Here is a 25,046-nt window from a genome sequence, read left to right on the forward strand (position 1 = left end):
CGCACAATTGATGAGATGGGTGAATGCCGAGGCGCGCCGCCGCCACCCTTGCGCCGTCCGACCGGCGTCGCCACTATGATGGGCAGACCGGCCATCTGGTTCCGCAGCTTCGCGGGCGTATTGGCCGCAGGAGACCGCATGCCCGACAGCTTCGCACTGCATTACATCCCCGAATCCTTTTCCGTGGCCGGCCAGAAGCTGATGGGACGGCAGTCGGCCGGCGTCGGCCTGCTGGGGGCGATTGCCCGCGACGCCGGCTTGCGCGAAGTCGGCTGCCTCGCCGCCGACCGCGGCCATGCGGACGCATTCGCAGCCACCCTGCGCGGCGAGGGTTTCGGCGGCGAGGTGGCGTGGATACCGCGATCAAGCCCGCAGGAGCTCGACCGCTTCGGCTGCCTGTACCACCCGGGACCCGGTATCGAGCGCCTGGCCTGGCGCAGGCTGGCGGCGGGCGAGCACCGCTACAGCCTGTGCGGCATCACCCACGCCACCGCCTCGCACGAGATGATGAGCATGGTGAGCAGTCTGCTGGTGGCGCCGGTGCGCAGCTGGGACGCGATCGTCTGCACCTCGCGCGCGGTGCGCGACAGCGTGCGGGTGCTGGTCGAGCAGCAGGCCGACTACCTGCGCACCCGCTTGGCCGCGCAGCGCTTCGAGCTGCCGCAACTGCCCCTGATTCCGCTCGGCGTCCATGCTGCGGAGCTGCGCCCCGACGCCGGCCGCCGCGTGCAGGCGCGCGCCCGGCTCGGCATCGGGGACGAGGACGTGGCCTTCCTTTATCTCGGCCGGCTGTCGGTGCATGCCAAGTCCCATCCGCAGCAGATGTTCACCGCGCTCGAGCGCGCCGAGAAGGACGGGCGGCGCGTGCACCTGATCCTGGCCGGCTGGTTCGCCGGGGAAGCCATCGAGCAGGCCTTCCGCGAGGCCGCGGCGCTCCTGTGTCCATCCGTGCGCCTGGTCGAACTCGATGGCCGCGTGCCCGCCAACCAGCTCGACGCCTGGGCCGCCGCCGACGTGTTCACCTCGCTGGCCGACAATGTGCAGGAGACCTTCGGCCTGACCCCGGTGGAGGCGATGGCGGCCGGGTTGCCCTGCGTGGTCTCGGACTGGAACGGCTACCGCGACACGGTGCGCGACGGCATCGACGGCTACCGCATCCCGACCGTGATGCCGGGCGCGGGCGCGGGACTCGACCTGGCGCTGCGCTACGACGACGGGGTGGACAGTTTCGACATGTACTGCGGCCACGCCAGCCAGGCGGTGGCGGTGGACGGCGCGCTGCTGGCGCAGGCCTATGGACGCCTGGTGCGCGACGCGGAACTGCGCCGCAGGCTCGGAGAACAGGCGCGGCAAAGGGCGCAGACGACATTCGACTGGACCGTCATTTTCGGACGCTACCGCGCCTTGTGGGACGAACTCGCCGAACGGCGGCGCGCCGACCCGGTGCTGGCGCCGCCGCTCCCTTCGCGCGCCCCGGACCGTCCCGATCCGTTCCGGCTGTTCGCGAGCTACGCGACGCGTCCGCTCACGGCCGCTTCGCTGGTGGAGCTGGCGCCGGATGCCTCGCTGGCGCTGGTGAACGGGTATCGGGACCTGGCGATCAACCGCTTCGCTTCAAGCTCGCTGCCGACGCTCGAGGATTTCGGCCGCCTGTTCGGCGCCATCGGCCCGCGGCCGGTGGAAGTGGAAGAACTGATCGACACGCTGGGACCGTGCGACCGGCCGACGTTGTTGCGCGGGCTGGCGTGGCTGTGCAAGATGGACCTGCTCAGGGTCGTCGAATAAACGGCTGGCGCCTGCTCCTTTCCGCTTACGCAGTCAGCGCGCCCGCAAAATCAAAGGCACTGTTTCGCGTATCGCGATGTCCAAGCATGTGCAGCTGGTACTGACCGTCGTTCGCACCTCACCGCGCTGCGCGGGCGCGGCTCCAATTGAAAGCGCATCCTGGTTTGGCGATCAGTTGAAATGCGATTTCGGTGATGAATGCGCAATCGCATGTTTAAGTACGAAAATCGTGATTCACTTTGAGGTGTTCGGGTTGCGCGCTCACAAAGTTTTCGTGTACTTTACGTGTTTGAATTTGTCAAAACGTGAACATGTGATATTGTCGCGTCCATCCGGGCAGTAATCGATCGAATAATAGGACACTGATTCAATCAGTATGCACTTAAGCGAAGCGAAAAGAACAAGCCGCACTGCCTGACCGAGTTCAGGCAAGGCGGCTTTTTCTTTTCGCGCCCGCAAGGGTAGCGATGTGAGAACGCATTGAATCGGTTACCTAGCGACGTTGGCTGAAGCGCTGCAATTGTGAGGAGTTGCAGCAGTTCAGCCGGTGCCGGATTCATTGGCCCAAATCGCCTGGCGGTTTGGTCCGATGAATAATTCGCCCGCCACGCTGAGGGTGGGCGGGTTTTAAACCTTGAGCGTATTTCTCATCGCAGATGAAGGAGAATCAAATGGCAACCGCTAAGAAACCAGCAGCAAAGGCTGCAACCGAGAAACCGGCAGCAAAGAAAGCCGCCGCCGCCGCTAAACCGGCAGCCAAGGCCGCTCCGGCCAAAGCAGCTGCCAAGCCGGCAGCTAAGACCGCCGCCAAGCCGGCAGCGAAAACCGCAGCTAAGCCTGCTGCAAAGAAAGCTGCAGCAAGCAAGACCGCCGCAAGCAAGACCACCGCTACCAAGGCGGCGGCCAAGCCGGCAGCTAAGCCTGCTGCAAAGAAAGCTGCAGCAAGCAAGACCGCAGCAAGCAAGACCACCGCCACCAAGGCAGCGACCAAGCCGGCAGCAAAGAAAGCCGCTGCCAAGCCAGCAGCGAAGAAAGCTGCTGCAAAGCCAGCAGCCAAGCCAGCAGCAAAGCGAGCTTCGGCAGTGTCGAAGTCGAGCGCCGCCGCCAAGCCGGCAGCAAAGGCCGCAACCAAGTCGGCAGCAAAGCCGGCAGCCAAGAAAGCCGCAGCCAAGCCAGCAGCGAAGAAAGCCGCTGCCAAGCCGGCAGCCAAGCCTGCTGCAAAGAAAGCCGCTGCTAAACCGGCAGCCAAGGCCGCTGCGACCAAGTCGGCAGCCAAGCCGGCAGCAAAGAAAGCCGCCGCTAAGCCTGCAGCCAAGAAAGCTGCTGCCAAACCGGCAGCCAAGGCCGCCGCTACCAAATCGGCAGCCAAGCCGGCAGCAAAGAAAGCCGCCGCTAAACCTGCTGCCAAGCCAGCCGCTAAAAAAGCAGCCGCAAAACCGGCCGCCAAGAAAGCAGCTGTCAAGCCAGTAGCAAAGAAGGCAGCCGCGACCAAAACCGCCGCTACCAAATCGACCGCGACCAAATCGGCCGCAAAGCCGGCAGCAAAGAAAGCGACCGCAACCAAAGCCGCCGCTAAGCCTGCTGCTGCAAAGAAAGCTGCCGCTCCGGCTAAAGCTGCTGCACCGGCTAAATCCGCTGCACCGGCTAAATCGGCTGCAAAGAAAGCCGCTGCACCGGCTAAAGCCGCTGCTCCGGCAAAATCGGCCGAAAAAAAAGTCACTACTCCGGCAAAAGCGGCCGCTCCAGCTAAATCCGCTGCTACCAAATCGGCTGCCACCAAATCGGCAGCCGCCAAGCCGGCTGCAAAGCCTGCCGCAAAAGCCGAAGCCAAGCCGGAAATGAAAGCCGAAGCGAAACCGGAAGCCAAGGCCGAAGCAAAACCGGAAGTGAAAGCCGATAGCAAGGCCGACAGCAAATCGGATTCGAAAACCGATAGCAAATCGGAATCGAAAGCCGAAGCAAAGCCGGAAGCAAAAACCGATTCGAAATCGGACAGCAAGGCAGCCGCACCTGCTGCAGCAGCGAAAACCACGCTGTCGCCGGCAGCCGCATGGCCGTTCCCGACCAGCAGCCGCCCGTAATTCCGGCTCGATAGCGAGTCTTGCCTGGATCAGGCAAAATACCGCTGTGTGATCGTTCACACGGCGGTTTTTTTTTGAGGAGCCTACGTGCTGTCTATTCTCCAGTTTATCGTCGATACCGCTGCCGCCTTGCTGGGAGGGCTGCTCCTGCTGCGCTTCTGGATGCAGGCCACGCGCGTGCGTCCGCCGCAGCAGATCGGGCAATTCACCTTCACCCTGACCGACTGGCTGGTGCTGCCGCTGCGGCGCCTGGTGCCCGGCATGGGTGGTTATGACTGGGCGAGCCTGATCGGCGCTTTCCTGGTGGTGCTGCTGGCCAGTTCGCTGCTGCTGGTGGCGGGGGCGGATGCGCAGATGGTGCTGCTGCACGCGCTGTACCGGTTCCTGACCTGGATCCTGTACGGCTTCATGGCGCTCCTGATCATCGACGCGATCTTCAGCTGGGTGAACCCGAACGCGCCGCTGGCGCCTTTCGTGCATGCGCTGAATACGCCGATCCTGCGGCCGATCCGGCGCGTGGTGCCGCCGATCGGCGGGATCGATTTATCGGTGCTGGTGGCGCTGGTGCTGATCCAGATTATCCAGTTCGTGCTGAGGCAGGTGTTTTACGGCTGATGGCGTGAGCGCATAAAAAAATTGGGGTCCCCGCGGGGACCCCAATTCATTTGTGCAGCCTGAGCGCGTCGTTTCAGCGGAACTTGTATCCGAACGCCGCTTCAAATTTCTGTTCGATCTCTTCCTGCGTAAAGCTGTGGTTCTGGCCTCCGGTGCTGCCGATCTTGATCGCGCCCAGCAGGCTGGCGATGCGGCCGGTGGTTGGCCAGTCCAGGCCATTCGTGATCCCGTACAGCAGGCCGGCACGGTAGGCGTCGCCGCAGCCGGTCGGGTCGACGATCTCGTCGGCCTTCACGGCCGGAATGCGATAGTGCTCGCCGCCGGCATGGATGTCCGAACCCTCGCCGCCGCGCGTGACGATCAGCGCCTCGAGGCGGCCGGCGATGTCGGCCAGGCTCAGGCCGGTGCGGTCCATTACCACTTCGAATTCATAGTCGTTGCAGGCCAGGTAGCTGGCTCCGTCGATGAAGCGGATCAGCTCTTCGCCCGAGAACATCGGCAGCTGCTGGCCCGGGTCGAACATGAAGGGGATGCCCTGGGCGGCGCAGTCGGCGGCGTGCTTGAGCATGCCGTCGCGGCCGTCCGGCGAGATGATCGCCACGCGCAATGCGCCCTGGTCGGCCACGTTGTTCTCGTGCGAGTACTGCATCGCGCCCGGGTGGAAGGCGTTGATCTGGTTGTTGTCCTGGTCCGCGGTGACGAAGCACTGCGCGGTGTAGGCGTCGCCGATGGTGCGGATGGCGCGGGTCTCGATGCCCTGTTTTTTCATGCGCTCGAGGTAGTCGCCGCCGTCCTGGCCGATGGTGCCCATGACCAGCGGTTCGCCGCCGAGCAGCTTGAGGTTGTAGGCGATGTTCACCGCGCAGCCGCCGTACTCCAGGCGCATGGTCGGCACCAGGAAGGAGACGTTCACGCGGTGCAGCTGGTCGGCCAGCAGGGTCTCGGCGAAGCGGCCGTGGTACTGCATGATCTTGTCGAATGCGATCGAGCCGCAGATCAGGGCGGTCTTGGTCATGGAGATGCCTTCAAGGGATTAGGGATAAAAGACGGCGATATGGTAGCCGGATGGCGCCGGTTCCGCGACACGGAAGTGCAGCTTCACGGGCTGCTCGGCGTGCGCGGCGAAGCCAAGGTCCAGCAGCGGGCCGGCCGGCAGGTAATCGCGCGGGCCGAACACGCGCCGCACCAGCGGCTTGTCGTCGGCGTCCGAGAGGGTCAGTTCGATGCTGGGCCAGGCCTGGATCGAATCGCCCTGGTTGCGCAGCTGCGTGCTGAAGGTATAGGCGTTGCCGCCCAGCGTGGTCAGTTCGCCGGTGTCGATCACCAGCTGGTCGATCCGGGCCGGCAGCTCGACGCGGCAGCCCAGCACGCCGCACAGCGAGACCAGCGTCGGCTTCAGCCCGGGATAGCGCGCCGCCAGCGGGGTACGGAAGTGCATGACGACCTGCGCCGCCAGGACCAGCAGCAGCAGCACGCTACCAAGCAGCATCGCGATGCGCATGGCCTTGCCCGAGCGTTCGCGCCGGCGGCCGCGCCGCACGAATTCCGGCTCGTCGGGTTCCGGCACGCGCAGCTTGGGCGGTTCGATCCTGGTCGGCGTCAGCTTGGACTTGCGCGCGGCGCGTGCTTCCGCGGCCCGGGTGCGCGGCGTCCTTGGCGCCACCGGGGGCGCGCTCGGCGGGGCCGGCATGGTGACCGTGGCGGGGCCGGATTCGCGCAGCAGCAGCGGAGGCACGGCCGCCTTTGCGGCGGCAGGGGCGGGTGCTGTGGCAAGGGCCGGCGCAGGCTGTTCCGGATAATCGGCATGGTCCGGGGCCGGTGCGGCCACCAGTTCTTCGTCGACCTGCAGCTCCGCCGCAAGCGCCACCGGTGCGTCGGCGGATGCCTGCGCCATCGACGCCGGCTCGGGTGCGCGGACCGGTTCCGGCGCGGCTTCCGGAATGGCGTCAGGGATAAGCTCAGGGATAGCCTCAGGACTAGGCTCAGCGCTTGCTTCGGGGGCCGGCTCGGCGACGGGCTCTGGCTGTACCTCGTCCGCCGGGGGCTGCGCTGCGGCCGGTTCCGGCGCCGCATCATCGCGGCGTTCCTGCGGCGCAGCCTCGTTCACCTCGTCGCCACTGCTTGCCTTGGGCAGGATGCCGTAGGGCGAGAAGGTGCGGTCGAATTCGAGGGTGTAGATCGGGTCTTCGTCCGCTTCCGGTGCGGGAGGGACAGGCGCGTCAGGCAGGGGAGCGGCGGCAGGCGCAGGGATTACGGCGGTGTCGGCGTCCGACGCGCGCCGGCGCCGTGGGGAAGGGTGCGGCGCCGCGCTGGCCAGGTCGACCAGCGCGGCGTTGCCGTCAAAGATTTCGGTGCAGGCGCCGCAACGGACGATGCCCCCACGCAGCTTGAGCTGGTCCGCGGCGACGCGGAACATCGTGCCGCAGTGGGGGCATTGGGTGGCGAGCGCCATGCGTCAGCCGGTGATGGCGGAACGCGGCGCGGGTGCGGTGTCCTGGCCGAGCGTCCCGTGAAGGGCGACCCAGCCGTCCTGCTCGGCCCAGACGCCCAGCTTGATGAAAGGTGCGTAGGCGGCAGCCACTTCTTCCGCCTGGCGTGCCAGCACGCCCGACAGGATCAGGGAGCCTCCCGGCGCCACGCGGCCGGACAGCATCGGCGCCATCAGCTTCAATGGGCTCGACAGGATGTTGGCCACGACGATGTCGAACTGGCCCTTCGCATGGCGCTCGTTGGGAGCGCCGGCGAAGTCGTCCGGCAGGTAGAAGTCGATGCTGACCTTGTTGCGCTCGGCATTGCTGCGTGCCGATTCGATCGCCTGCGGGTCGATGTCGACGCCGGCGACATCAAGAGCGCCGAGCTTCTTCGCGACCATCGCCAGGATGCCCGAGCCGCAGCCGTAGTCCAGCACCGATTTGCCGGGCGCAGGGTGCGCTTCCAGCCACTCCATGCACAGGCGGGTGGTCGGATGGCTGCCGGTGCCGAAGGCCAGGCCCGGATCCAGCTCGAGGATGAGCCCATTCGGGTCCGGCGCCTCGTGCCAGCTCGGCACGACCCAGATGTTCTTGCCGATGTGGATGGGCTCGAACTGCGACTGCGTCAGGCGCACCCAGTCGGCGTCCGCCACCGCGCGGGTGGTGAAGGAGGGCACGACGGGCAGCTTGATGGCGTTGGCGGCTTCCTGCACGATCGCGAACTGGTCGGCGTCCGCATCGGTCAAAGCCACCACCCGGCTGTGGTCCCACGCCGTTTCGGTGGGTTCCATGCCCGGCTCGCCGAACAGCGGCTTCTCCGCATCCGTGCCTTCGTCCGCGTCTTCCACCGAGACCGACAGGGCGCCCGCTTCCATCAGGGCGTCCGACAGGGCCTCCGCGTGGTCTCGCGCTACTTCGATGACGACTTCGGTCCAGCTCATAGATCAGCCTTAACGTCCGCTACCTTGGTTTCCGATTTGGCGCCGAGTCCCGTTTCCTTCGGCAGGTCCGGCTTGGAGGCCAGCTTGTGCTCCAGGTAGTGGATGTTGGTGCCGCCCTCGATGAAGCGGGCGTCGACCATCAGCTCACGGTGCAACGGGATATTGGTGAGAATACCTTCAACCACCATTTCCGAGAGCGCGATTTGCATGCGGCGAATTGCCTGCTCGCGTGTCGCACCGTAGGAAATTACCTTGCCGATCATCGAGTCGTAATGAGGTGGAACATAATATCCTGCATACGAGTGCGAATCGACACGGATGCCGGGACCGCCCGGCGGGTGCCAGCCGGTGATGCGGCCCGGCGACGGGGTGAACTTGAACGGGTCTTCGGCGTTGATGCGGCACTCGATCGCGTGACCCGACAGCATGATGTCGCGCTGGCGGAAGCGCAGCTTCTCGCCGCAGGCGATGCGGATCTGTTCCTGCACGATGTCGATCCCGGTAATCATCTCGGTGACCGGGTGTTCCACCTGCACGCGGGTGTTCATCTCGATGAAGTAGAACTCGCCGTTCTCGTACAGGAATTCGAAGGTGCCGGCGCCGCGGTAGCCGATCTTGCGGCAGGCTTCGGCGCAGCGGTCGCCGATCTTCTCGATCAGCTTGCGCGGGATGCCCGGCGCCGGCGCTTCTTCGATGACCTTCTGGTGGCGGCGCTGCATCGAGCAGTCGCGCTCGCCCAGCCAGACGGCGTTCTTGTGCTCGTCGGCGAGGATCTGGATCTCCACGTGGCGCGGATTTTCCAGGAACTTCTCCATGTAGACTTCCGGATTGCCGAAGGCGGTGCCCGCTTCGGTCTTGGTCATCTGCACGGCGCCCAGCAGCGCGGCTTCGGTATGCACCACGCGCATGCCGCGGCCGCCGCCGCCGCCGGCGGCCTTGATGATGACCGGGTAGCCGATCTTGCGCGCGGTCGTGATGATTTCCTTCGGATCGTCCGGCAGGGCGCCGTCCGAACCGGGCACGCAGGGCACGCCGGCCTTGATCATGGCCTGCTTGGCCGAGACCTTGTCGCCCATCAGGCGGATCGAGTCCGAACGCGGGCCGATGAAGACGAAGCCCGATTTCTCGACGCGCTCGGCGAAGTCGGCGTTCTCCGACAGGAAGCCGTAGCCCGGGTGGATAGCCTCGGCGTCCGTCACTTCGGCGGCGCTGATAATCGCCGGCATGTTCAGGTAGCTGAGCGCCGACTGGGCCGGGCCGATGCAGACGGATTCGTCCGCCAGCTTCACGTACTTGGCGTCCTTGTCCGCCTCGGAGTGAACGACGACCGTCTTGATGCCCAGTTCGCGGCAGGCGCGCTGGATACGCAGCGCGATTTCACCACGGTTGGCGATGAGGATTTTTTCAAACATGGTAGGTTCGGTGTTTCAGTGAAAACCGGCGCAACAGTCTGGATCAGAAAGCGCGCCGGACACGACATGGGATGGGCTGGCGGCAGGACGCCGCCGGGCCGAGGGTTCTTAACCGATGACGAACAGCGGCTGGCCGAACTCGACCGGCTGGCCGTTTTCCACGAGAATCTTGGTGACCGTGCCGGCGACGTCGGCATCGATCTCGTTCAGGAGCTTCATCGCTTCGATGATGCACAGGGTATCGCCCGACTTGATGCTCTGGCCGACTTCGACAAACGCCGGGGCGCCTGGAGCCGACGAGCGGTAGAAGGTGCCGACCATCGGCGACTTGACCACGTGGCCGGTCTGCTCGGCGGCGGCCGGGGCGGCTGCCGGAGCGGCGGCTGGTGCCGGTGCGGCCTGCACGGCCGGCGCGGCGTAGTGCTGCACGGCCTGCTGCGGCATCATCATCATCTGGCCTTGCGGGTTTGCGGACGACTTGACGATGCGGACCTTGCTTTCGCCTTCGGTCACTTCGAGTTCAGCGATGTCCGATTCGGCGACCAGGTCGATCAAGGTCTTGAGTTTTCTGAGATCCATGTGAAACCCCTTGGTGTTTTATTCGTTTTAGAGAGCGGGCGTCGCGTTGGTGGGTGGTCGCGTCGCTGCTGTTACATGAAGTTGACGTAGATTAACGCGATTTAAGCGCGAAGTCGATGGCAAACCGGTATCCGTCCGGACCCAAGCCGCAGATTACGCCTTGCGCAATTGCAGACAAGTACGAGTGGTGCCGGAAGGGCTCGCGGGCATGGACATTCGAGATGTGTACCTCCACGAACGGGATTGCCACCGCGGCAAGCGCATCGCGCAGGGCCACGCTGGTATGGGTCAGGCCGCCCGGATTGATGACGATCGCTTCCACGCCTTCGCTGCGCGCGGCATGGATGCGATCGATCAGCGCTCCTTCATGGTTGCTCTGGAAGCAGTCGAGGCTTGCGCCCGCGCTTGCCGCCTGTGCCATGGCTGCCTGTTCGATGTCGGCCAGCGTCGTCGCGCCGTACACCGCAGGCTCCCGGGTCCCCAATAAATTGAGGTTGGGGCCATTAAGCAGCAGTAGCTTTTTCGCCATGTTTAGAGTCTGAACGCCCGAAAGGAAGGCATTGTGCCGCCAAGCTCGGCTATTGGCAAGCAGTAAAATTGCCAGTTGATGAAGGCATGTTCGAAGAAATTCGGAAAAGAACGGTCGTTCGCTGACGTGCTTTTCGTAGGGTGGACGGGGTACTTCAGGCCAGTGGCCTGAAGTACAAACGTCCGCGCGTTCAACTACACCATGAATCATCGGTCGCGTGGTTTCAACCGTGGTTTGAACGCGCGGACGGCAAAGCCGTCCACCCTACAGTTTCGCCAGGTCCGCGCGCAGTTCGTCGAACTTCAGCTTGCCCAGGTAAGTCTTGCGCACCTGCCCATCCGCGCCGATCAATACTGTATACGGCAGGCCCCCGGCCGTATTGCCGAACTCCCGCGACAATTCGGTCCCGCCCATCCCCGCCACATACAGCGGGTAGGCGATCTTCAGCTTGGCCGCGAATTCCTGCATGTTCGACGGCGAATCGATGCCGATGCCGATCACGTTGAAGGTCTTGCCGCCATCCTTGCCTGCCAGCTCGGACAGCTCCGGCATCTCCTGCACACAGGGCGCGCACCAGGTTGCCCAGAAGTTCACCAGCAACGGCTTGCCGCGCCACTTCGCCAGCGGCTGCGGCGCGCCCTGCAGGTCGTTCAGCGACTGCGCGAACAGCTTGTCGACCGCCGTGTGCGGCTGGCCGCCGGTCGGGGCGATGGCAGTGGTAATCGGGGGAGGGTCTTTCTTGTTGATCGCCACCAGGGCGCCCATGATGCCGAACATGGCGGCAACGGCCGCATACACGGCCACGTGTTTCTTGTTCATTCGTCCTGTTCCAGGGTTTGATCATCCGCCATCAGCGCGCGCAGCCCAGCTGCGTCGACCCGCTGCAGGCGGCCACCGGTGCGCGGCTTCAAGGCCCCGCGCAAGTCATGAAAGTCGTACAACTCGGCATGGATAGTTTCCTTATGCCACATAAAGCTGACCGTTTCAACCGGATCGTGCCGTCCGCCCTTGAAATGGGGCGTTTCGGAGATCTCTATATTGACGTTGCGGTTGAGCAGGTAGATCTCGACTTCCTTGGCGCTGTCGGCGAACAGCTGCAGGTGGATGTCGTCGTGCTCTCCCGCCGTGCCGTTCAGGACGGCGCCGGTGAGGTAGGGGCGAAAGTCAGCGAGCTGGTCCATGACCTGCAGGGCGGTTTCGCGCATGGCATTCAGGCGCGCGGCCTGGCCGGGACCGCCGAACAGGGCCTGGTATTGACGGACCTGGTCCTCGATCTGCATGTTGTCGGGCATCTGGTTGGGGCTGGGGCGGTCCACCCCGAGCACCTGGCGGGCCGCCTTGCGGCGCGCGGTGTCGTAATCGGCGCCATCCTGGGCGATCATGCGCGCAGCAAGGGCAGCAATTTCGGCGCGCAACTGGAGTGTGTCCTTGTTCGGTGTAGGCATGCTTGAATCATACTCTTAAGCGGAAAATAACAGCGGGTCGGGTAAAATCGCGCTTTCGGACAACAAGCGCAGCTATTTCTTCCTCGACCATGCATATTCATATCCTCGGTATTTGCGGCACCTTCATGGGTGGCCTGGCGGTCCTGGCCAAGGAAGCCGGCCACCGCGTCACCGGATGCGACGCCAACGTCTATCCCCCGATGAGCACCCAGCTGGAAGCCCAGGGCATCGAGCTGATCCAGGGCTATGGTCCGGAACAGGTGTCGCTGAATCCCGACCTGTATGTAATCGGCAATGTCATGACGCGCGGGAACCCGCTGATCGAGGAAATCCTGAACCGCGGCCTGCCTTACGTCTCTGGTCCGCAATGGATCGGCGAGCACATCCTGCGCGAGAAATGGGTGCTGGCCGTCGCCGGTACCCACGGCAAGACCACGACCACCTCGATGCTGGCCTGGATCCTGGAAGACGCCGGCTATGCGCCGGGCTTCCTGATCGGCGGCGTGCCGATGAACTTCGGTATCTCGGCGCGCCTGCACGGCGACAAGCCGAGCGACTTCTTCGTGATCGAGGCGGACGAATACGACACCGCCTTCTTCGACAAGCGCAGCAAGTTCGTGCACTACCACGCCAAGACCGCGGTGCTGAACAACCTGGAATACGACCACGCCGACATCTTCCCGGACATCGGCGCCATCGAGACCCAGTTCCACCACCTGGTGCGCACCGTGCCGGGCGTGGGCCGCCTGGTCGTCAACGGCGACGAAGCCTCGCTGGGACGCGTGATCAAGCGCGGCTGCTGGAGCGAGAAGGAGAGCTTCGGCCTGTCCGAAGGCGCGAACTGGAGCCTGGTCGAGCACCAGGGCGGCAGCTTCGACGTCCTGTTCAACGGCGACGTCCAGGGCACCGTGCACTGGGAGCTGACCGGCCACCACAACCGCTCGAACGCGCTGGCCGCGATCGCCGCCGCGCGCCACGTGGGCGTGCCGACCTCGCAGGCGATCGCTTCCCTGGCGCGCTTCCAGAGCGTCAAGCGGCGCATGGAAGTGCGCGGGGTCGTGGGTGGCGTGACCGTGTATGACGACTTCGCACACCATCCGACCGCGATCGCCACCACCGTCGGCGGCCTGCGCCAGAAGATCGGGACGAGCGGGCGCATCCTGGCCGTGCTCGAGCCGCGCTCGAACACCATGAAGCTGGGCGCCATGAAGGATGCGCTGCCGGGCAGCCTGAAGGACGCCGACCTGGTGTTCGGCTTCGGCAGCCAGCAGGCGCTGGGCTGGTCGCTGGCCGATGCCTTGAAGCCGCTGGGCGGCATTGCCCACAGCTTCGACCAGCTCGACTACATGGTGCAGGCGATCGTGCAGGCGGCCCAGCCGGGCGACCACATCCTGGTGATGAGCAATGGCGGCTTCGGCGGCGTGCACCAGAAACTGCTGGACGCGCTGGCCCCATGATTCTGTATTTGCACGGATTCCGCTCCTCGCCCAAGTCCTTCAAGGCGCGCGTGGTACACAAGGCGCTGGAAGAGGCCGGGCGCGTGCACGAGCTGATCTGCCCGCAGCTGCCGGCCTCGCCGAAGGAGGCGATGGCGCTCTGCCTGCTGCTGGCCGAGCGCCATGCGCCCGGCAACTTGTCCATCATCGGCTCCTCGCTGGGCGGCTTCTATGCCACCTGGCTGGCCGAGCGCCTGGACGTGCCGGCGGTGCTGCTCAACCCGTCCGTGAATCCCCTGAAGAACCTCGAGCGCCACGTCGGCGTGACCACGGCCTGGCACTCGGATGAGCCCTTCGAGTTCCGCCGCGAGTACATCGACGAACTGGCCGCGTTGCGTATCGAGAAGATCACCAGGCCGGAACGTTACTTCCTGATCGCGGCGACCGGCGACGAAGTGCTGGACTACCGCGACATGGTGGCGCACTACGCCGGGGCGAAGCAGCATGTGATCCAGGGTAGCGACCATGCGATCTCGGAATTCCCGCAGTATGTCGACGACGTCCTGGCCTTCTGTACCAACGCGGGCATGGCGCAGTGAGGGGAAGTTCGCTGAGACTGGCGGCCTGGCAGCCGCATGCCGGCGCCGTGCGCGCGCCGGCAGGCATGCGCGACTGGCTGACCACCGAGGGCTCGCTGACGGCGCGCCTGATGGCGCACAGCGAGGTGTTTCGCGTGCGCCGCCTGCATCAGAACGCCGCTACCTGCCTGGCGGACGAGGCACGGGCGATCGGCCTGCCGCGTCCGGGCCGGGTGTGGGAGCGCGAAGTGCTGCTCGAATGCGACGGCCGACCGCGGGTGTTCGGCCATACGGTGGTCCCGACGGGCTGCACCGCCAGCGACTGGCCGCTGTTTTCGGCGCTGGGCGAGCGTTCGCTCGGCACCACGCTGTTTTACGACCCGCTGGTGCGCCGTGGCCAGCTGGAATACGCGCGCATCCGCGCGGGCCATCCGCTGATGGAGCGCGTGCGCGCGGCCCTCGGCGGGGGTCACGAACATGTTCGTGACGAGACTCTTTATTATGCGCGGCGCTGCGTCTACCGCCGCCGTCAAGGCCTGCTGCTGGTCACCGAGGTATTCTTGCCCTCGGTGCTGGACCTGAAGCCGACCGGAACACAACAGAACACGAAATAACATGAACGTATTTTTTGAAGAGTCGGGCGATTTCAAGGTCGGCACGGTATTGTCGCAGGCCGGCGAGGCCTACCAGGTGGAGCTGGCCAGCGGCAAGCGCAGCAAGGTCAAGTCCAAGGACGTGCTGATCCAGTTCGACAAACCCGAGCCGGAAGCGCTGCTGGCCGCCGCCAAGGGCATCGCCGCCGAGGTGGACCTGGACTTCCTGTGGGAGGTCGCGGGCCAGGAAGAATTCGGCTTCGCCGAGCTCGGCCTTGAGTATTTCGGCCATGCGCCGCTGCCGAGTGAGGCCGCCGGCCTGGTGCTGGCGCTGCACGCCGCGCCGATCTACTTCCATAAAAAGGGCCGCGGGCGCTACAAGGCCGCCCCCGAGCAGACCCTGAAGGCGGCGCTGGCCGGCATCGAAAAAAAGAAGCAGCAGGCCATCGTGCAGGCCGGCTACGTCGACGAGCTCAAGGCCGGCAAGCTGCCGCAATCGATGCAGTCGATCGTGCAGCAGCTGCTGTTCAAGCCGGACAAGAACACCATCGAGTACAAGGCGCTGGAAGCGGCCGCCTCCGAGCTGCAGACCACGGCGCCGCGCCTGATGCTGAGCACGGGCGGACTGGCTTCGCCGAAGGAACTGCACATGTCGCGCTTCCTGTTCGAGCACTTCCCGCGCGGCGCCGGCTTCCCGGCGGTCGAGGTGCCGAAGGCACCAGGCGACCTGCCGCTGGCGGACGTCGCCGCCTTCTCGATCGACGACGTCACCACCACCGAGATCGACGACGCCATGTCGGTGGTCTGGCGGGACGACGGCACCGTGCAGGTGGGTATCCACATCGCGGCGCCGGGCCTGGGCATCCGTCCGGACGATGCGATCGACAAGATCGCGCGCGCGCGCATGTCCACTGTCTATATGCCGGGCGACAAGATCACCATGTTGCCGGACGAGGTGGTGGATGCCTTCACCCTGTCCGAGGGCAAGGACTGCCCGGCGCTGTCGCTGTACGCGGTGCTCAATCCCGCCGACTGGAGCGTGGTGTCGACCACCACCCGCGCCGAGCGCGTGCCGATCAAGCGCAACCTGCGCCTGAACGAGCTCGACGCCATCGTGACCGAAGACGCGCTGAACACGGGCAGCGGCGAGTATGAGCACAAGAAGGAGCTGGCCCTGCTGTGGCAGTGGGCATTGCACCTGGAAGCGGGCCGCATGCAGAAGCGCGAAGCCTTCGGCCTCAAGCCGGAGCAGGCCAACCGGGTCGACTTCAACTTCTACGTGGACGACGACGTGGTGAGCATCGTGCGCCGCAAGCGCGGCGCGCCGCTCGACAAGATCGTGGCCGAGCTGATGATCTTCGCGAACAGCACCTGGGGCAAGCTGCTGCACGACTCGGGCGTGCCGGGCATCTACCGCTCGCAGGGGCCGGGCGCGGGCGGCTGGAACGCCAAGATCCAGGTGCGCATGGTCACGCACGCGGCCCCGCACCAGGGCCTGGGCGTCGACCAGTACGCGTGGAGCACCTCGCCGCTGCGCCGCTACACCGACCTGGTGAACCAGTGGCAGATCCTGGCCTGCGCCTCGCATGGCGTGACCGCGCCGCTGGTGGCGCCGTTCAAGCACCGCGACGCGACCCTGTTCTCGATCGTCTCGGCGTTTGATGCGGCCTACGCGGCCTACAACGACTTCCAGCAGAACATGGAGCGCTACTGGTGCCTGCGCTGGCTGGGTCAGGAGAACGCCAAGCAGGTCGATGCCGTGGTGCTGAAGGAAGACGTGGTGCGCCTGGTCGAGATCCCGCTGGTGGCGCGCCTGGCCGGCATGCCGCAGCTGGCGCGCGGCGCCCAGGTCAGGCTCGATATCGTGCGCTGGGACGAAGTCGACCTGTCGCTCGAGGCGCGCCTGCTCGAGGTGGCGGCGGTGGCGCCGGATGCGTCGCTGGAGCTGGAGGAAGAGGAAGAGGGCGATACCGGCGAGGCGGCGCTGGCCGAAGTCGTGGAAGCCGAGGGTGTCGTGGCCGCTGTCACGACCGAGGATGGCGTGGAAGTTCCCGCGAACGCCGGCACCGCCTGATATCGTACGATGGCCGGCCCGGCCGGCCATCGTACGAACATCGCCACACGCTGCAGTTGCAGGTTAGAATGCCCCATCCCTGATCCAACAGCCCGTCCGGGCACGCGCAGTGAAGTATTTGCAAGATAACCGTCCCCTGATGATCGCCCTCGGCGTCTCCGTGCTCGCGCACGCGGGGCTGCTGGCGCTGCGTTTTGCCGCGCCGGATGCCTTTCGCCAGCAGCCGGCCGACCCGGGGCTCGAAGTCATCCTGGTCAACGCCAAGCATGCCAAGGCTCCGGTGAAGGCCGACGCGCTGGCCCAGGCCAACCTGGAAGGCGGCGGCACCGCGGACGCCGGGCGCGCCCGTTCCCCGCTGCCCGACCTGCGCAAAGTCGAGAACGGCGAAAGCATCAAGGCCCTGCAGCGCCGCATCGCCGAACTGGAACAGCAACAGCAGAACGTCCTGACCCGGGTGCGTTCATCGAGCTTCCAGGCGCCACCCAAGACCGAGCAGGACAAGCCCGACCCCACCCGCCTAGGTGCCGACGCGCTGGACACCAGCCGCGCCATCTCGCGCGCCGCGGCCGAAGTCATCGAGCGCATCGAAGACCAGAACAAGCGCCCCAAGCGCACCCAGATCACCCCCAGCACGCGCCAGGTCGGCTACGCGCTCTACTACAAGGAGATGCAGAAGCGGATCGAGGAAGTCGGCACGCTCAACTTCCCCCAGCAGAACGGCAAGAAGCTGTACGGCGAACTGGTGGTCTACATTCCGGTGTTCCAGGACGGGACCCTCTATACGAAGGATGGCGGCCCGCGCGTCGAACGCAGCTCCGGCAACCCGGCCCTGGATGCGGCGGCCTTGCGGATCGTGCGCCAGGCCGCGCCCTTCGGGAACTTCCCGGCCAACATGCGCACGCAGGGCAAGGACGACCTGTGGGAAGTAATCACGCGCTTCCGCTTTACCCGCGAAGAAAAGATGCAGACGGAACTGCGAGGAGAGAACGGTTGACTGACAAGTATTGCGTGATCGGCAACCCGATCGCCCACAGCAAATCTCCCGAGATCCACCCCATCTTCGCGCGCCAGACCGGCCAGGCCCTGGTCTATGAACGCTGCCTCGCGCCGCTCGAGGCTTTTGCCGCGACCGTACAGCGCCTGGTGGCCGAAGGCTACAAGGGCGCCAATGTCACGCTGCCGTTCAAGATCGAAGCCGTCGCGGTCTGCACCCGGCTGGAAGAGCGGGCCCGGGCCGCCGGCGCCGTCAACACCCTGGTGTTCGCGGAGGGCGAGATCGTCGGCGACAATACCGACGGACCGGGCCTGGTGGCCGACATCACCCGCAACGCGGGCGTCGCGATGCGCGGCAAGCGCATCCTGCTGCTGGGCGCGGGCGGCGCCGCGCGCGGTGCGCTGCTGCCTTTCATCCAGCAGGGCCCGCGCGAGATCGTGATCGCCAACCGCACCGTGGCCACCGCCGAGCAGCTGGCGCGCGACTTCGCTCCCTACGGCATCCCGGTGCACGGCACCGGCTTCGATACGGTGGCGGGCAGCTTCGACATCGTCGTCAACGCCACCTCCGGCAGCCTGGCGGGCGAGGTGCCGCCGGTAGCGGCGAGCGTGTTCGGCCCGGGCGCGCTGGCCCTGGACATGATGTACGGGAACCAGCCCACCGTGTTCATGGCATTCGCGGCCGGCCACGGCGCCGCCACCCGCGACGGCCTGGGCATGCTGGTGGAGCAGGCGGCCGAAGCCTTCGCCATCTGGCGCGGCGTGCGGCCCGACACGGCGGAGGTCTTCAGGAAAATGCGCCCATAAAACCATCACAACGATGAGCACAACGACAATAACGATGGGTAAAACCCGCAAGGCAGGCGCGAAGTCCTCGCGCCGCTGGCTCAAATGGCTGATCCTCGGGCCGATCCTGCTGGTGCTGCTGGTCCAGCTCTACTTCTTCGTCATGGTCTGCTGGTATGCGGTATTCAACCCATCCTCGACCAGTTTCATGCGCCAGCAGCTGGCGGCGCTGCAGGAAAAGAACCCGAAGGCACAGCTCAAGCACCAGTGGGTGCCCTACGAGCGCATCTCGAACAACCTGAAGCGCGCCGTGATCGCCTCGGAAGACGCGCGCTTCAACGAGCACGACGGCGTCGACTGGGAAGCGCTGGAGAAGGCGTACGAGAAGAACAACCGCCGCAGCAAGGTGGTCGGCGGCGGCTCGACCATCACCCAGCAGCTGGCCAAGAACCTGTTCCTGAGCGGCTCGCGCAGCTACCTGCGCAAGGGGCAGGAGATGATCATCGCCTTCATGCTCGAGACCGTGATGCCCAAGCGCCGCATCCTCGAGATCTACCTGAACGTGGTCGAATTTGGCCGCGGCGTGTTCGGCGCCGAAGCCGCCGCCCGCTATTACTACCGCAGCTCGGCCGCCAACCTGGGCCCAGCCCAGGCGGCGCGCCTGGCGGTGATGCTGCCCAACCCGCGCTACTACGACAAGCGCGGCGTGACCAACTACCTTGCGCGCCGCGCCAACGCGATCCAGCGCCAGATGCGCTTCGCCGAACTGCCCTGAACCGGACCGGCGTCGGGCCGGTGTGGGAATTGGTGAACCATGCGCCCGGCGGGCGTGTCACAATCGGTCCATCTCGACGATTGGATGGAGCTGCCATGAGCGACACGACCGCGCCCGTATTGCTGGGCTTGACCCTGCCGTCCGTCATCGACCTTGCTGCCGGCAATACCAGCTTCGACCTCGGCGTACAGGTGCAGGACGAGCCCGGCGGCAGTGGCGTACGCTGGGTGTCGGTGGAGTTCAAGGACGCCTACCGGGTCGAAGGCTTCATCGGCAGCAACAAATTTGTCTATTTCGATGATCAATGGAATAAAGACAATTTTCACGACGAGACGCCTGGCTCCTCCTTCCGGACCCTGCAGATAAGCGATCTGACGCGCTCCGGCAGCTACGAGATCGCCCGGGTCACGATCACGGATTGGAGCGGCAACGCCAATACCTACGACACCGGCCGGCTGCAGGCGCTCGGCATCCCCAGTGCGATCACGGTAAAGAACGGGCTGGTGGATACGGTGGCGCCGACCCTGGTCGGCCTCAAGTTTCCGGCCAGCGTAGACCTGAGCACCGGTTTTGCGCAAAACTTCGAGGTCGAGGGAAGGGCGCGCGACGCTGGTGGCGCCGGCGTGCGCGCGCTGACCATCACGCTCGACAAACCGATCTTCCTGGGATGGAACGAGGCGGCCGAAGTGCAGCTGACGACCGAACTGCAGCTGACGACCGACATGCGGGTCGCGGATGCGGTCCTTGCCCAGCTCAAGGCCGCCCCCGCGCTGTCGGGCAAGGCCGCGCCGGGCGTGTACAACATCACCAAGGTCCGGGTTACCGACTTCCAGGACAACGCGCGCGATTATTCCGCCGCCGAGTTGCAGGCCCTGGGCGTCGGCACGGCGATCACGGTCACCGGCAACCAGGTCGAGCATCCACCGGTTCCGCCCATGGCCGCCCTGTCCTGGGCGATGTCCGAACAGGGCGTGGTCATGACGGTCACGCCGGAGAGCTGGGGCACGGGACCGGTCGATATTTTCGCCGTGCGGCTCCAGCGTGACATCCGGGCCAGCGACCTGGAGGGCTTTGCCCTGACCGGCGGCGCCACGGGCGAGCTCAGTGTCGTCGAGGACGACTACGGCCTGATGATCGTGGGCAGGAACGTCACCGGCATCGGCCCCGGCACCGGCATCGCCGTGAGCATGAGCCAGGTGACCCCGATGACGGAGCTGTCCCTGGGCTTCCTGGGTTTCACGATCAACGGCGTCGAGCACCGGCAGACGGGCGCGAACCCTGTCGTCGACTACTTCCGGGGTACCGACGCGGCCGACTTCGTCGAGCGCTGGTGGAACCTGCCCGAGCTCATGGACGGCGGGGGTGGCCTCGATACCCTGCGGCTGCATCTGTCGCGCAGCGACTACGCCATCACCCAATCCGGCGATGGCTTCCTGATGTACCGTACATTATCCGGCGACGCGGTGCGCCTGGTGAACATCGAGCGCCTTGCCTTCGACGACGGTCACGTGGCGCTCGACACGGAGGGCGCGGCGGGGCAGCTGTACCGCCTCTACCAGGCCGCTTTCGACCGCGCCCCCGACTCGAGCGGCTTCGGCCATTGGCTCGGACGCATGGACGCGGGCGATTCGCTGGAACGGATCGCCGGCTACTTCGTCGCCAGCAAGGAGTTCATCGACCTCACCGGCGCCGCCGCCAGCGACCGCGATTTCGTCGCGGCGCTGTACGACAACGTGCTGCACCGCCAGCCCGATGCGGCCGGGCTGGACTTCTGGGTCGGCGTCCTGGGTCGTGGCGCCCTGGACCGCAGCGAGCTGCTGGTGGAATTCAGCGAAAGTCCGGAGAACGTGGCGCAGCTGGTCGGCGCCATCGGGCACGGGATCGACTACACGCCGCCCTGAGTCCGCGCTTCTCGCGACAATTTGTCGTTACGGGGTGGCCTCTCGCACGGCCAGTCGGTTACACTTGCGCAGTTTTCGAATCCCGGCCGAGAAAAGCGCATGATCAACGTATTTGTCCTACAAAATGGCCGCCTGAACCAGGTCAGCGTCGACTCGCGCGAAGACCTGGAGAATGTGACGCCGGTCTGGGTCGACCTGAACGAGCCCACCGACGAGGAACGCATCCTGGTCAAGACGACCTATGGGGTGACGCTGCCGGGCGAGGACGAGGTGTCGGACATCGAGGCCTCGGCCCGCTACTACGAAGCCGAGAACGGCGACCTGCACCTGCGCACCGACTTCCTGCTCGAAGAAGAGGATGGGCCCTCGCGCGTGGTCACGGTCGCGTTCATCCTGTCCGGGAAAATCCTGTTCTCGGTGCACAACGACGACCTGCCGGTGTTCCGCCTGGTGCGCCTGCGCGCGCGCTCGCGTCCCGGCTCGATCGAAGACTACATGGACGTGCTGCTCGACCTGTACGCGACCGACGCCGAATACTCGGCGGACGCGCTCGAGGGCATCTACGAAGCGCTGGAAGAAGTCTCCACCCGCGTGCTGCAGAAGGAATTCACCGACCAGGACGCGGCCGCCGCGCTGAACGCGATCGCGCACGAGGAAGACTTGAACGGCCGGATCCGCCGCAACATGATGGACACGCGACGCGCGGTCAGCTTCCTGATGCGCGGCCGGCTGCTGAACGCCGACCAGTTCGAGGAAGCGCGCCAGATCCTGCGCGACATCGAATCGCTGGACGGCCACACGTCCTTCCTGTTCGACAAGGTGAACTTCCTGATGGATGCCACCGTCGGTTTCATCAACATCAACCAGAACAAGATCATCAAGATCTTCTCGGTGGCCTCGGTGGCCTTCCTGCCGCCGACCTTGATCGCCAGCATCTACGGCATGAACTTCAAGGTCTTCCCGGAGATCGAATGGACCTACGGCTATCCCTTCGCGCTGGGCCTGATGGTGGCCGCGATCGCGGCGCCACTGCTGTACTTCCAGCGTCGCGGCTGGCTGCGCTGATGAAATAAAATTTCAAAAAGAAACGGGCGGTGAAATATTATTTCACCGCCCGTTTCGCTTTTTACAGCCTGATCAGCCGATGCGCTTGAACACCCGGCGCGCCGCCTCGACCGTCTCGTCGATCACCGCATCGCTGTGCTGTGCCGACACGAAACCGGCTTCGAACATGGCCGGCGCAAAATACACGCCCTCGTCCAGCATGCCGTGGAAGAAGCGGTTGAAGCGTTCCTTGTCGCCCGCCATCATCTGGCCGTAGGTCGACGGGATGCTGTTCGAGAAGTAGAAGCCGAACATGCCGCCCACCGCGTCGCCGCAGAAGGCAATGTCGTTCTCCCGCGCCGCCTCGGTCAGGCCCTGCACCAGGCGTGCGCTGGCTGCGCCCAGCTTCTCGTAGAAGCCCGGCTCCTGGATCAGCTTCAGGGTCGTCATGCCGGCCGCCACCGCCACCGGGTTGCCCGACAGGGTGCCGGCCTGGTACACCGGGCCGAGCGGCGCCATCTTCTGCATCAGCTCCGCGTGGCCGCCGAAGGCCGCCACCGGCAGGCCGCCGCCGATCACCTTGCCCAGCGCGGTCAGGTCCGGCGTGATGCCGTACATCTCCTGGGCGCCGCCCAGGCCCACGCGGAAGCCGCACATCACTTCGTCGAAGATCAGGACCGTGCCGTACTCGGTACAGAGTTCGCGCATGCGCTGCAGGAATTCCGGCGTGGCGCGGATCAGGTTCATGTTGCCGGCCACCGGCTCCACGATCACGCAGGCGATGGTGTCGCCCATCGAGGCAAAGGCGTCTTCCAGCTGCGGGATGTTGTTGTAGTCGAGGACCAGGGTGTGCTTCACGAAGTCTTCCGGCACGCCGGCCGAGGTCGGATTGCCGAAGGTGAGCAGGCCGGAACCGGCCTTCACCAGCAGCGAATCGGCGTGGCCGTGATAGCAGCCTTCGAACTTGACGATCTTGTCGCGTCCGGTGGCGCCGCGCGCCAGGCGCAGCGCGCTCATGGTCGCCTCGGTGCCCGACGAGACCAGGCGCACCTGCTCGATCGAGGGCACCAGGCGGCAGATCTCTTCGGCGATCTCGATCTCGCCCTCGGTCGGGGCGCCGAAGGACAGGCCCCTGGCGGCCGCTTCCTGCACCGCCTTGATCACCTGCGGGTGCGCGTGGCCGACGATGGCCGGGCCCCAGGAACCGATGTAGTCGATGTAGCGTTTGCCGTCGGCGTCCCAGAAATACGGGCCGTCGGCGCGGGTGATGAAGCGCGGCGTGCCGCCCACCGAGCGGAAGGCGCGCACCGGCGAATTCACGCCGCCCGGCGTGGTTTGCTGGGCGCGGGCGAACAGTTGGTCGTTCTTCGAGGTGTTGTCAGTCATGGTAGCGAAGGGGACTTGTTCAGCCCCGGTAGAATTTGTTGGGAATGAACTTGCCCATGCCGAAGCGCTGGGCGTGTTCGAGCGCGCCGGTGGTGTACTCCTGGGCGGCGAACAGCGCCTGCGGCGCTTCCATGCCGCAGGCCATCAGGGCGGTGAAGGCCGCCGAATAGGTGTTGCCGGCGCCCACGAACGGACCCGGCAGGTGCTGGTATTCGACCTTGGCGACCACGCCGTCGGCGTCGAACAGGGTGTTGGAGCAGGTGCCGTTCTCGTCGCGGGTGCCGGTGACGAGCACGTACTGGCAGCCGGCATTGGTCAGTTCGGCGACGTCCGCCAACAGGGCATCCGCGCTCTCTTCGCCCTCGTCGGGCACGTCGCGCCAGGTCTCGGCCATGCGGCCCAGTTCCGACTGCGACAGCATCAGCACCGTGGTCTGCGGCGCCAGGATCGAGCGGATCGCGGACAGCATTTCCTCGTCGGCCAGGCCCGAGTCGGGCAGGGCGGAAAGGAAGGGGTCGAGGACCAGGGGCGCGTCCGGATAGTCGGACACGATCTCGGCGATCGCCGCCAGCTGCAGCACGGTGGCCACGGCGCCGACCTTGAAGGCGGCCACCGGCATGTCTTCGAGCAGGACCCGGGCCTGGTCGGCCATCCAGTCGCTGTCGACTTCGTGCAGGTTTTCCACCTTGGCGCTGTCGGCCACCAGCAGCCCGGCGACCACCGACAAGCCGTGGCATCCGTGCGCGGCGAAGGCGGCCAGGTCGGCCTGCACGCCGAGCGCGCCGACCGGGTCGGACACGCCAAATGTCAGGATCAGGGGTAAGGTTTGGTTTTGCACGACGCCTGGATTAATATACGCGACTCTCCATTTTACTTTACCGAGGAAGCATATTGTGAGTAACGAATCGACGGCCCCCTTCCAGACCTGGATGTGCCTGATCTGCGGCTGGGTCTATGACGAGGCCGCCGGCGCCCCGGACGACGGCATTGCACCGGGCACCCGCTGGGCCGATGTGCCGATGAACTGGACCTGCCCCGAATGCGGCGCCCGCAAGGACGATTTCGAGATGACCGCTATTTAAGATTGTGTCAAAAACATGTGTGTTTGCAGGATGTTACGAGGATGTGAACTCCATAGTTGACGTATTGCAACACATCACGCACAAGGCGAAAACCCTGTGCTATCGTGGCGCTTCATGCTGAAGTGAAACGAAAATGACGACATCGCCGCACCCGACCGGCCTGACCATCATGGTGATCGACGACAGCAGCACGATCCGCCGCTCCGCCGAAATCTTCCTGACCCAGGCCGGCTACCAGGTGGTGCTGGCCGATGACGGCTTCGATGCGCTGGCCAAGATCAACGACCACCACCCCGCGCTGGTGTTCTGCGACATCCTGATGCCGCGCCTCGATGGCTACCAGACCTGCGCCCTGATCAAGAAGAGCGCGCGTTTCCACGCCACCCCGGTGCTGATGCTGTCGTCCAAGGACGGCCTGTTCGACCGTGCGCGCGGCGCCATGGTTGGCGCCAGCGCCTACCTCACCAAACCATTTTCCAAGGACAGCCTGCTGACCGCGGTGCGCGAGCACACGGCGGCGAAGGCTTGACCGATTACCGA

At 65.4% G+C, this 25,046-nt stretch carries 24 protein-coding genes; 14 read left to right on the plus strand and 10 right to left on the minus strand.

Annotation, left to right across the window (positions count from 1 at the left end):
• The first annotated feature begins 138 nt into the window (after positions 1 to 138).
• From YWC_RS0117945 to YWC_RS0117960, 3 genes are all read left to right on the plus strand, one after another.
• Positions 139 to 1,785, plus strand: coding sequence for a glycosyltransferase family 4 protein (locus YWC_RS0117945; RefSeq protein WP_027866623.1), 1,647 nt, complete (start codon positions 139 to 141; stop codon positions 1,783 to 1,785).
• A 671-nt stretch (positions 1,786 to 2,456) separates the two neighbouring features.
• On the plus strand, positions 2,457 to 3,866 hold the full coding sequence (locus tag YWC_RS34120; RefSeq protein ID WP_084416479.1) for a hypothetical protein: 1,410 nt from the start codon (positions 2,457 to 2,459) through the stop codon (positions 3,864 to 3,866).
• Between the two features lie 87 nt (positions 3,867 to 3,953).
• Positions 3,954 to 4,481 carry a YggT family protein gene (locus YWC_RS0117960; protein WP_027866625.1) on the plus strand — a complete coding sequence of 176 codons (528 nt, stop codon included), beginning with the start codon at positions 3,954 to 3,956 and terminating at the stop codon, positions 4,479 to 4,481.
• A 73-nt stretch (positions 4,482 to 4,554) separates the two neighbouring features.
• Here the strand turns inward: YWC_RS0117960 and YWC_RS0117965 are convergent, their stop codons facing one another.
• The 8 genes from YWC_RS0117965 to YWC_RS0118000 all read right to left on the minus strand — a co-directional run bounded on the left by YWC_RS0117965 (position 4,555) and on the right by YWC_RS0118000 (position 11,858).
• Complete coding sequence (locus YWC_RS0117965) at positions 4,555 to 5,496, minus strand: carbohydrate kinase family protein (protein WP_027866626.1); 942 nt, start codon at positions 5,494 to 5,496, stop codon at positions 4,555 to 4,557.
• An 18-nt stretch (positions 5,497 to 5,514) separates the two neighbouring features.
• Positions 5,515 to 6,933: a DUF3426 domain-containing protein gene (locus YWC_RS0117970; RefSeq protein ID WP_084416480.1), complete on the minus strand. Its 1,419-nt coding sequence runs from the start codon at positions 6,931 to 6,933 to the stop codon at positions 5,515 to 5,517.
• 3 nt (positions 6,934 to 6,936) lie between these two features.
• A complete protein-coding gene (prmA, locus tag YWC_RS0117975; protein WP_027866628.1) occupies positions 6,937 to 7,893 on the minus strand; it encodes a 50S ribosomal protein L11 methyltransferase in 957 nt (318 codons plus the stop codon).
• Positions 7,890 to 9,305 (minus strand): acetyl-CoA carboxylase biotin carboxylase subunit, encoded by a 1,416-nt coding sequence (gene accC / locus YWC_RS0117980; protein ID WP_027866629.1) that lies wholly within the window; start codon positions 9,303 to 9,305, stop codon positions 7,890 to 7,892. Before accC ends, prmA begins: the two co-directional genes overlap by 4 nt.
• A 108-nt stretch (positions 9,306 to 9,413) precedes the next feature.
• The gene (accB, locus tag YWC_RS0117985; protein WP_027866630.1) at positions 9,414 to 9,884 is read right to left on the minus strand and encodes an acetyl-CoA carboxylase biotin carboxyl carrier protein; all 471 of its coding nucleotides are present in this window, start codon (positions 9,882 to 9,884) and stop codon (positions 9,414 to 9,416) included.
• A 91-nt stretch (positions 9,885 to 9,975) separates the two neighbouring features.
• On the minus strand, positions 9,976 to 10,413 hold the full coding sequence (gene aroQ, locus YWC_RS0117990; RefSeq protein ID WP_027866631.1) for a type II 3-dehydroquinate dehydratase: 438 nt from the start codon (positions 10,411 to 10,413) through the stop codon (positions 9,976 to 9,978).
• A gap of 264 nt (positions 10,414 to 10,677) precedes the next feature.
• Positions 10,678 to 11,232 carry a TlpA family protein disulfide reductase gene (locus YWC_RS0117995; RefSeq protein ID WP_027866632.1) on the minus strand — a complete coding sequence of 185 codons (555 nt, stop codon included), beginning with the start codon at positions 11,230 to 11,232 and terminating at the stop codon, positions 10,678 to 10,680.
• Positions 11,229 to 11,858 carry a hypothetical protein gene (locus YWC_RS0118000; protein WP_027866633.1) on the minus strand — a complete coding sequence of 210 codons (630 nt, stop codon included), beginning with the start codon at positions 11,856 to 11,858 and terminating at the stop codon, positions 11,229 to 11,231. Before YWC_RS0118000 ends, YWC_RS0117995 begins: the two co-directional genes overlap by 4 nt.
• A gap of 89 nt (positions 11,859 to 11,947) precedes the next feature.
• On the opposite strand from YWC_RS0118000, the gene mpl reads away from it, so the two are divergent.
• From mpl to corA, 9 genes are all read left to right on the plus strand, one after another.
• Positions 11,948 to 13,315 carry a UDP-N-acetylmuramate:L-alanyl-gamma-D-glutamyl-meso-diaminopimelate ligase gene (gene mpl / locus YWC_RS0118005; protein ID WP_084416481.1) on the plus strand — a complete coding sequence of 456 codons (1,368 nt, stop codon included), beginning with the start codon at positions 11,948 to 11,950 and terminating at the stop codon, positions 13,313 to 13,315.
• Positions 13,312 to 13,893: a YqiA/YcfP family alpha/beta fold hydrolase gene (locus YWC_RS0118010; protein WP_027866635.1), complete on the plus strand. Its 582-nt coding sequence runs from the start codon at positions 13,312 to 13,314 to the stop codon at positions 13,891 to 13,893. Before mpl ends, YWC_RS0118010 begins: the two co-directional genes overlap by 4 nt.
• Positions 13,890 to 14,486: a chorismate--pyruvate lyase family protein gene (locus tag YWC_RS0118015; RefSeq protein WP_027866636.1), complete on the plus strand. Its 597-nt coding sequence runs from the start codon at positions 13,890 to 13,892 to the stop codon at positions 14,484 to 14,486. The genes YWC_RS0118010 and YWC_RS0118015 overlap by 4 nt, the downstream gene beginning before the upstream one ends.
• A 1-nt stretch (position 14,487) precedes the next feature.
• A complete protein-coding gene (locus tag YWC_RS0118020; RefSeq protein ID WP_027866637.1) occupies positions 14,488 to 16,539 on the plus strand; it encodes a ribonuclease catalytic domain-containing protein in 2,052 nt (683 codons plus the stop codon).
• A gap of 139 nt (positions 16,540 to 16,678) precedes the next feature.
• Positions 16,679 to 17,533 (plus strand): TonB family protein, encoded by an 855-nt coding sequence (locus tag YWC_RS0118025; protein WP_051306547.1) that lies wholly within the window; start codon positions 16,679 to 16,681, stop codon positions 17,531 to 17,533.
• Complete coding sequence (gene aroE, locus YWC_RS0118030; protein ID WP_027866639.1) at positions 17,530 to 18,339, plus strand: shikimate dehydrogenase; 810 nt, start codon at positions 17,530 to 17,532, stop codon at positions 18,337 to 18,339. Before YWC_RS0118025 ends, aroE begins: the two co-directional genes overlap by 4 nt.
• A gap of 34 nt (positions 18,340 to 18,373) precedes the next feature.
• Positions 18,374 to 19,093: a monofunctional biosynthetic peptidoglycan transglycosylase gene (mtgA, locus tag YWC_RS0118035; RefSeq protein WP_027866640.1), complete on the plus strand. Its 720-nt coding sequence runs from the start codon at positions 18,374 to 18,376 to the stop codon at positions 19,091 to 19,093.
• Between the two features lie 95 nt (positions 19,094 to 19,188).
• A complete protein-coding gene (locus tag YWC_RS31695) occupies positions 19,189 to 20,994 on the plus strand; it encodes a DUF4214 domain-containing protein (RefSeq protein WP_027866641.1) in 1,806 nt (601 codons plus the stop codon).
• A 99-nt stretch (positions 20,995 to 21,093) separates the two neighbouring features.
• On the plus strand, positions 21,094 to 22,059 hold the full coding sequence (corA, locus tag YWC_RS0118045) for a magnesium/cobalt transporter CorA (protein WP_027866642.1): 966 nt from the start codon (positions 21,094 to 21,096) through the stop codon (positions 22,057 to 22,059).
• A gap of 72 nt (positions 22,060 to 22,131) precedes the next feature.
• Here corA and hemL read toward each other — a convergent pair whose 3' ends face one another.
• Positions 22,132 to 23,424 carry a glutamate-1-semialdehyde 2,1-aminomutase gene (gene hemL, locus YWC_RS0118050; RefSeq protein ID WP_027866643.1) on the minus strand — a complete coding sequence of 431 codons (1,293 nt, stop codon included), beginning with the start codon at positions 23,422 to 23,424 and terminating at the stop codon, positions 22,132 to 22,134.
• Positions 23,425 to 23,443: 19 nt separating this feature from the next.
• Positions 23,444 to 24,262: a bifunctional hydroxymethylpyrimidine kinase/phosphomethylpyrimidine kinase gene (gene thiD / locus YWC_RS0118055; protein WP_027866644.1), complete on the minus strand. Its 819-nt coding sequence runs from the start codon at positions 24,260 to 24,262 to the stop codon at positions 23,444 to 23,446.
• A 91-nt stretch (positions 24,263 to 24,353) separates the two neighbouring features.
• Here thiD and YWC_RS0118060 point away from each other — a divergent pair, with 91 nt between their 5' ends.
• Complete coding sequence (locus YWC_RS0118060) at positions 24,354 to 24,506, plus strand: rubredoxin (protein ID WP_029755924.1); 153 nt, start codon at positions 24,354 to 24,356, stop codon at positions 24,504 to 24,506.
• 133 nt (positions 24,507 to 24,639) lie between these two features.
• Positions 24,640 to 25,035 carry a response regulator gene (locus YWC_RS0118065; RefSeq protein ID WP_027866646.1) on the plus strand — a complete coding sequence of 132 codons (396 nt, stop codon included), beginning with the start codon at positions 24,640 to 24,642 and terminating at the stop codon, positions 25,033 to 25,035.
• The last annotated feature ends 11 nt before the right edge of the window (positions 25,036 to 25,046 follow it).

Source organism: Massilia alkalitolerans DSM 17462 (genome assembly GCF_000427785.1).
GTDB classification, from domain to species: Bacteria; Pseudomonadota; Gammaproteobacteria; order Burkholderiales; family Burkholderiaceae_D; genus Telluria; species Telluria alkalitolerans.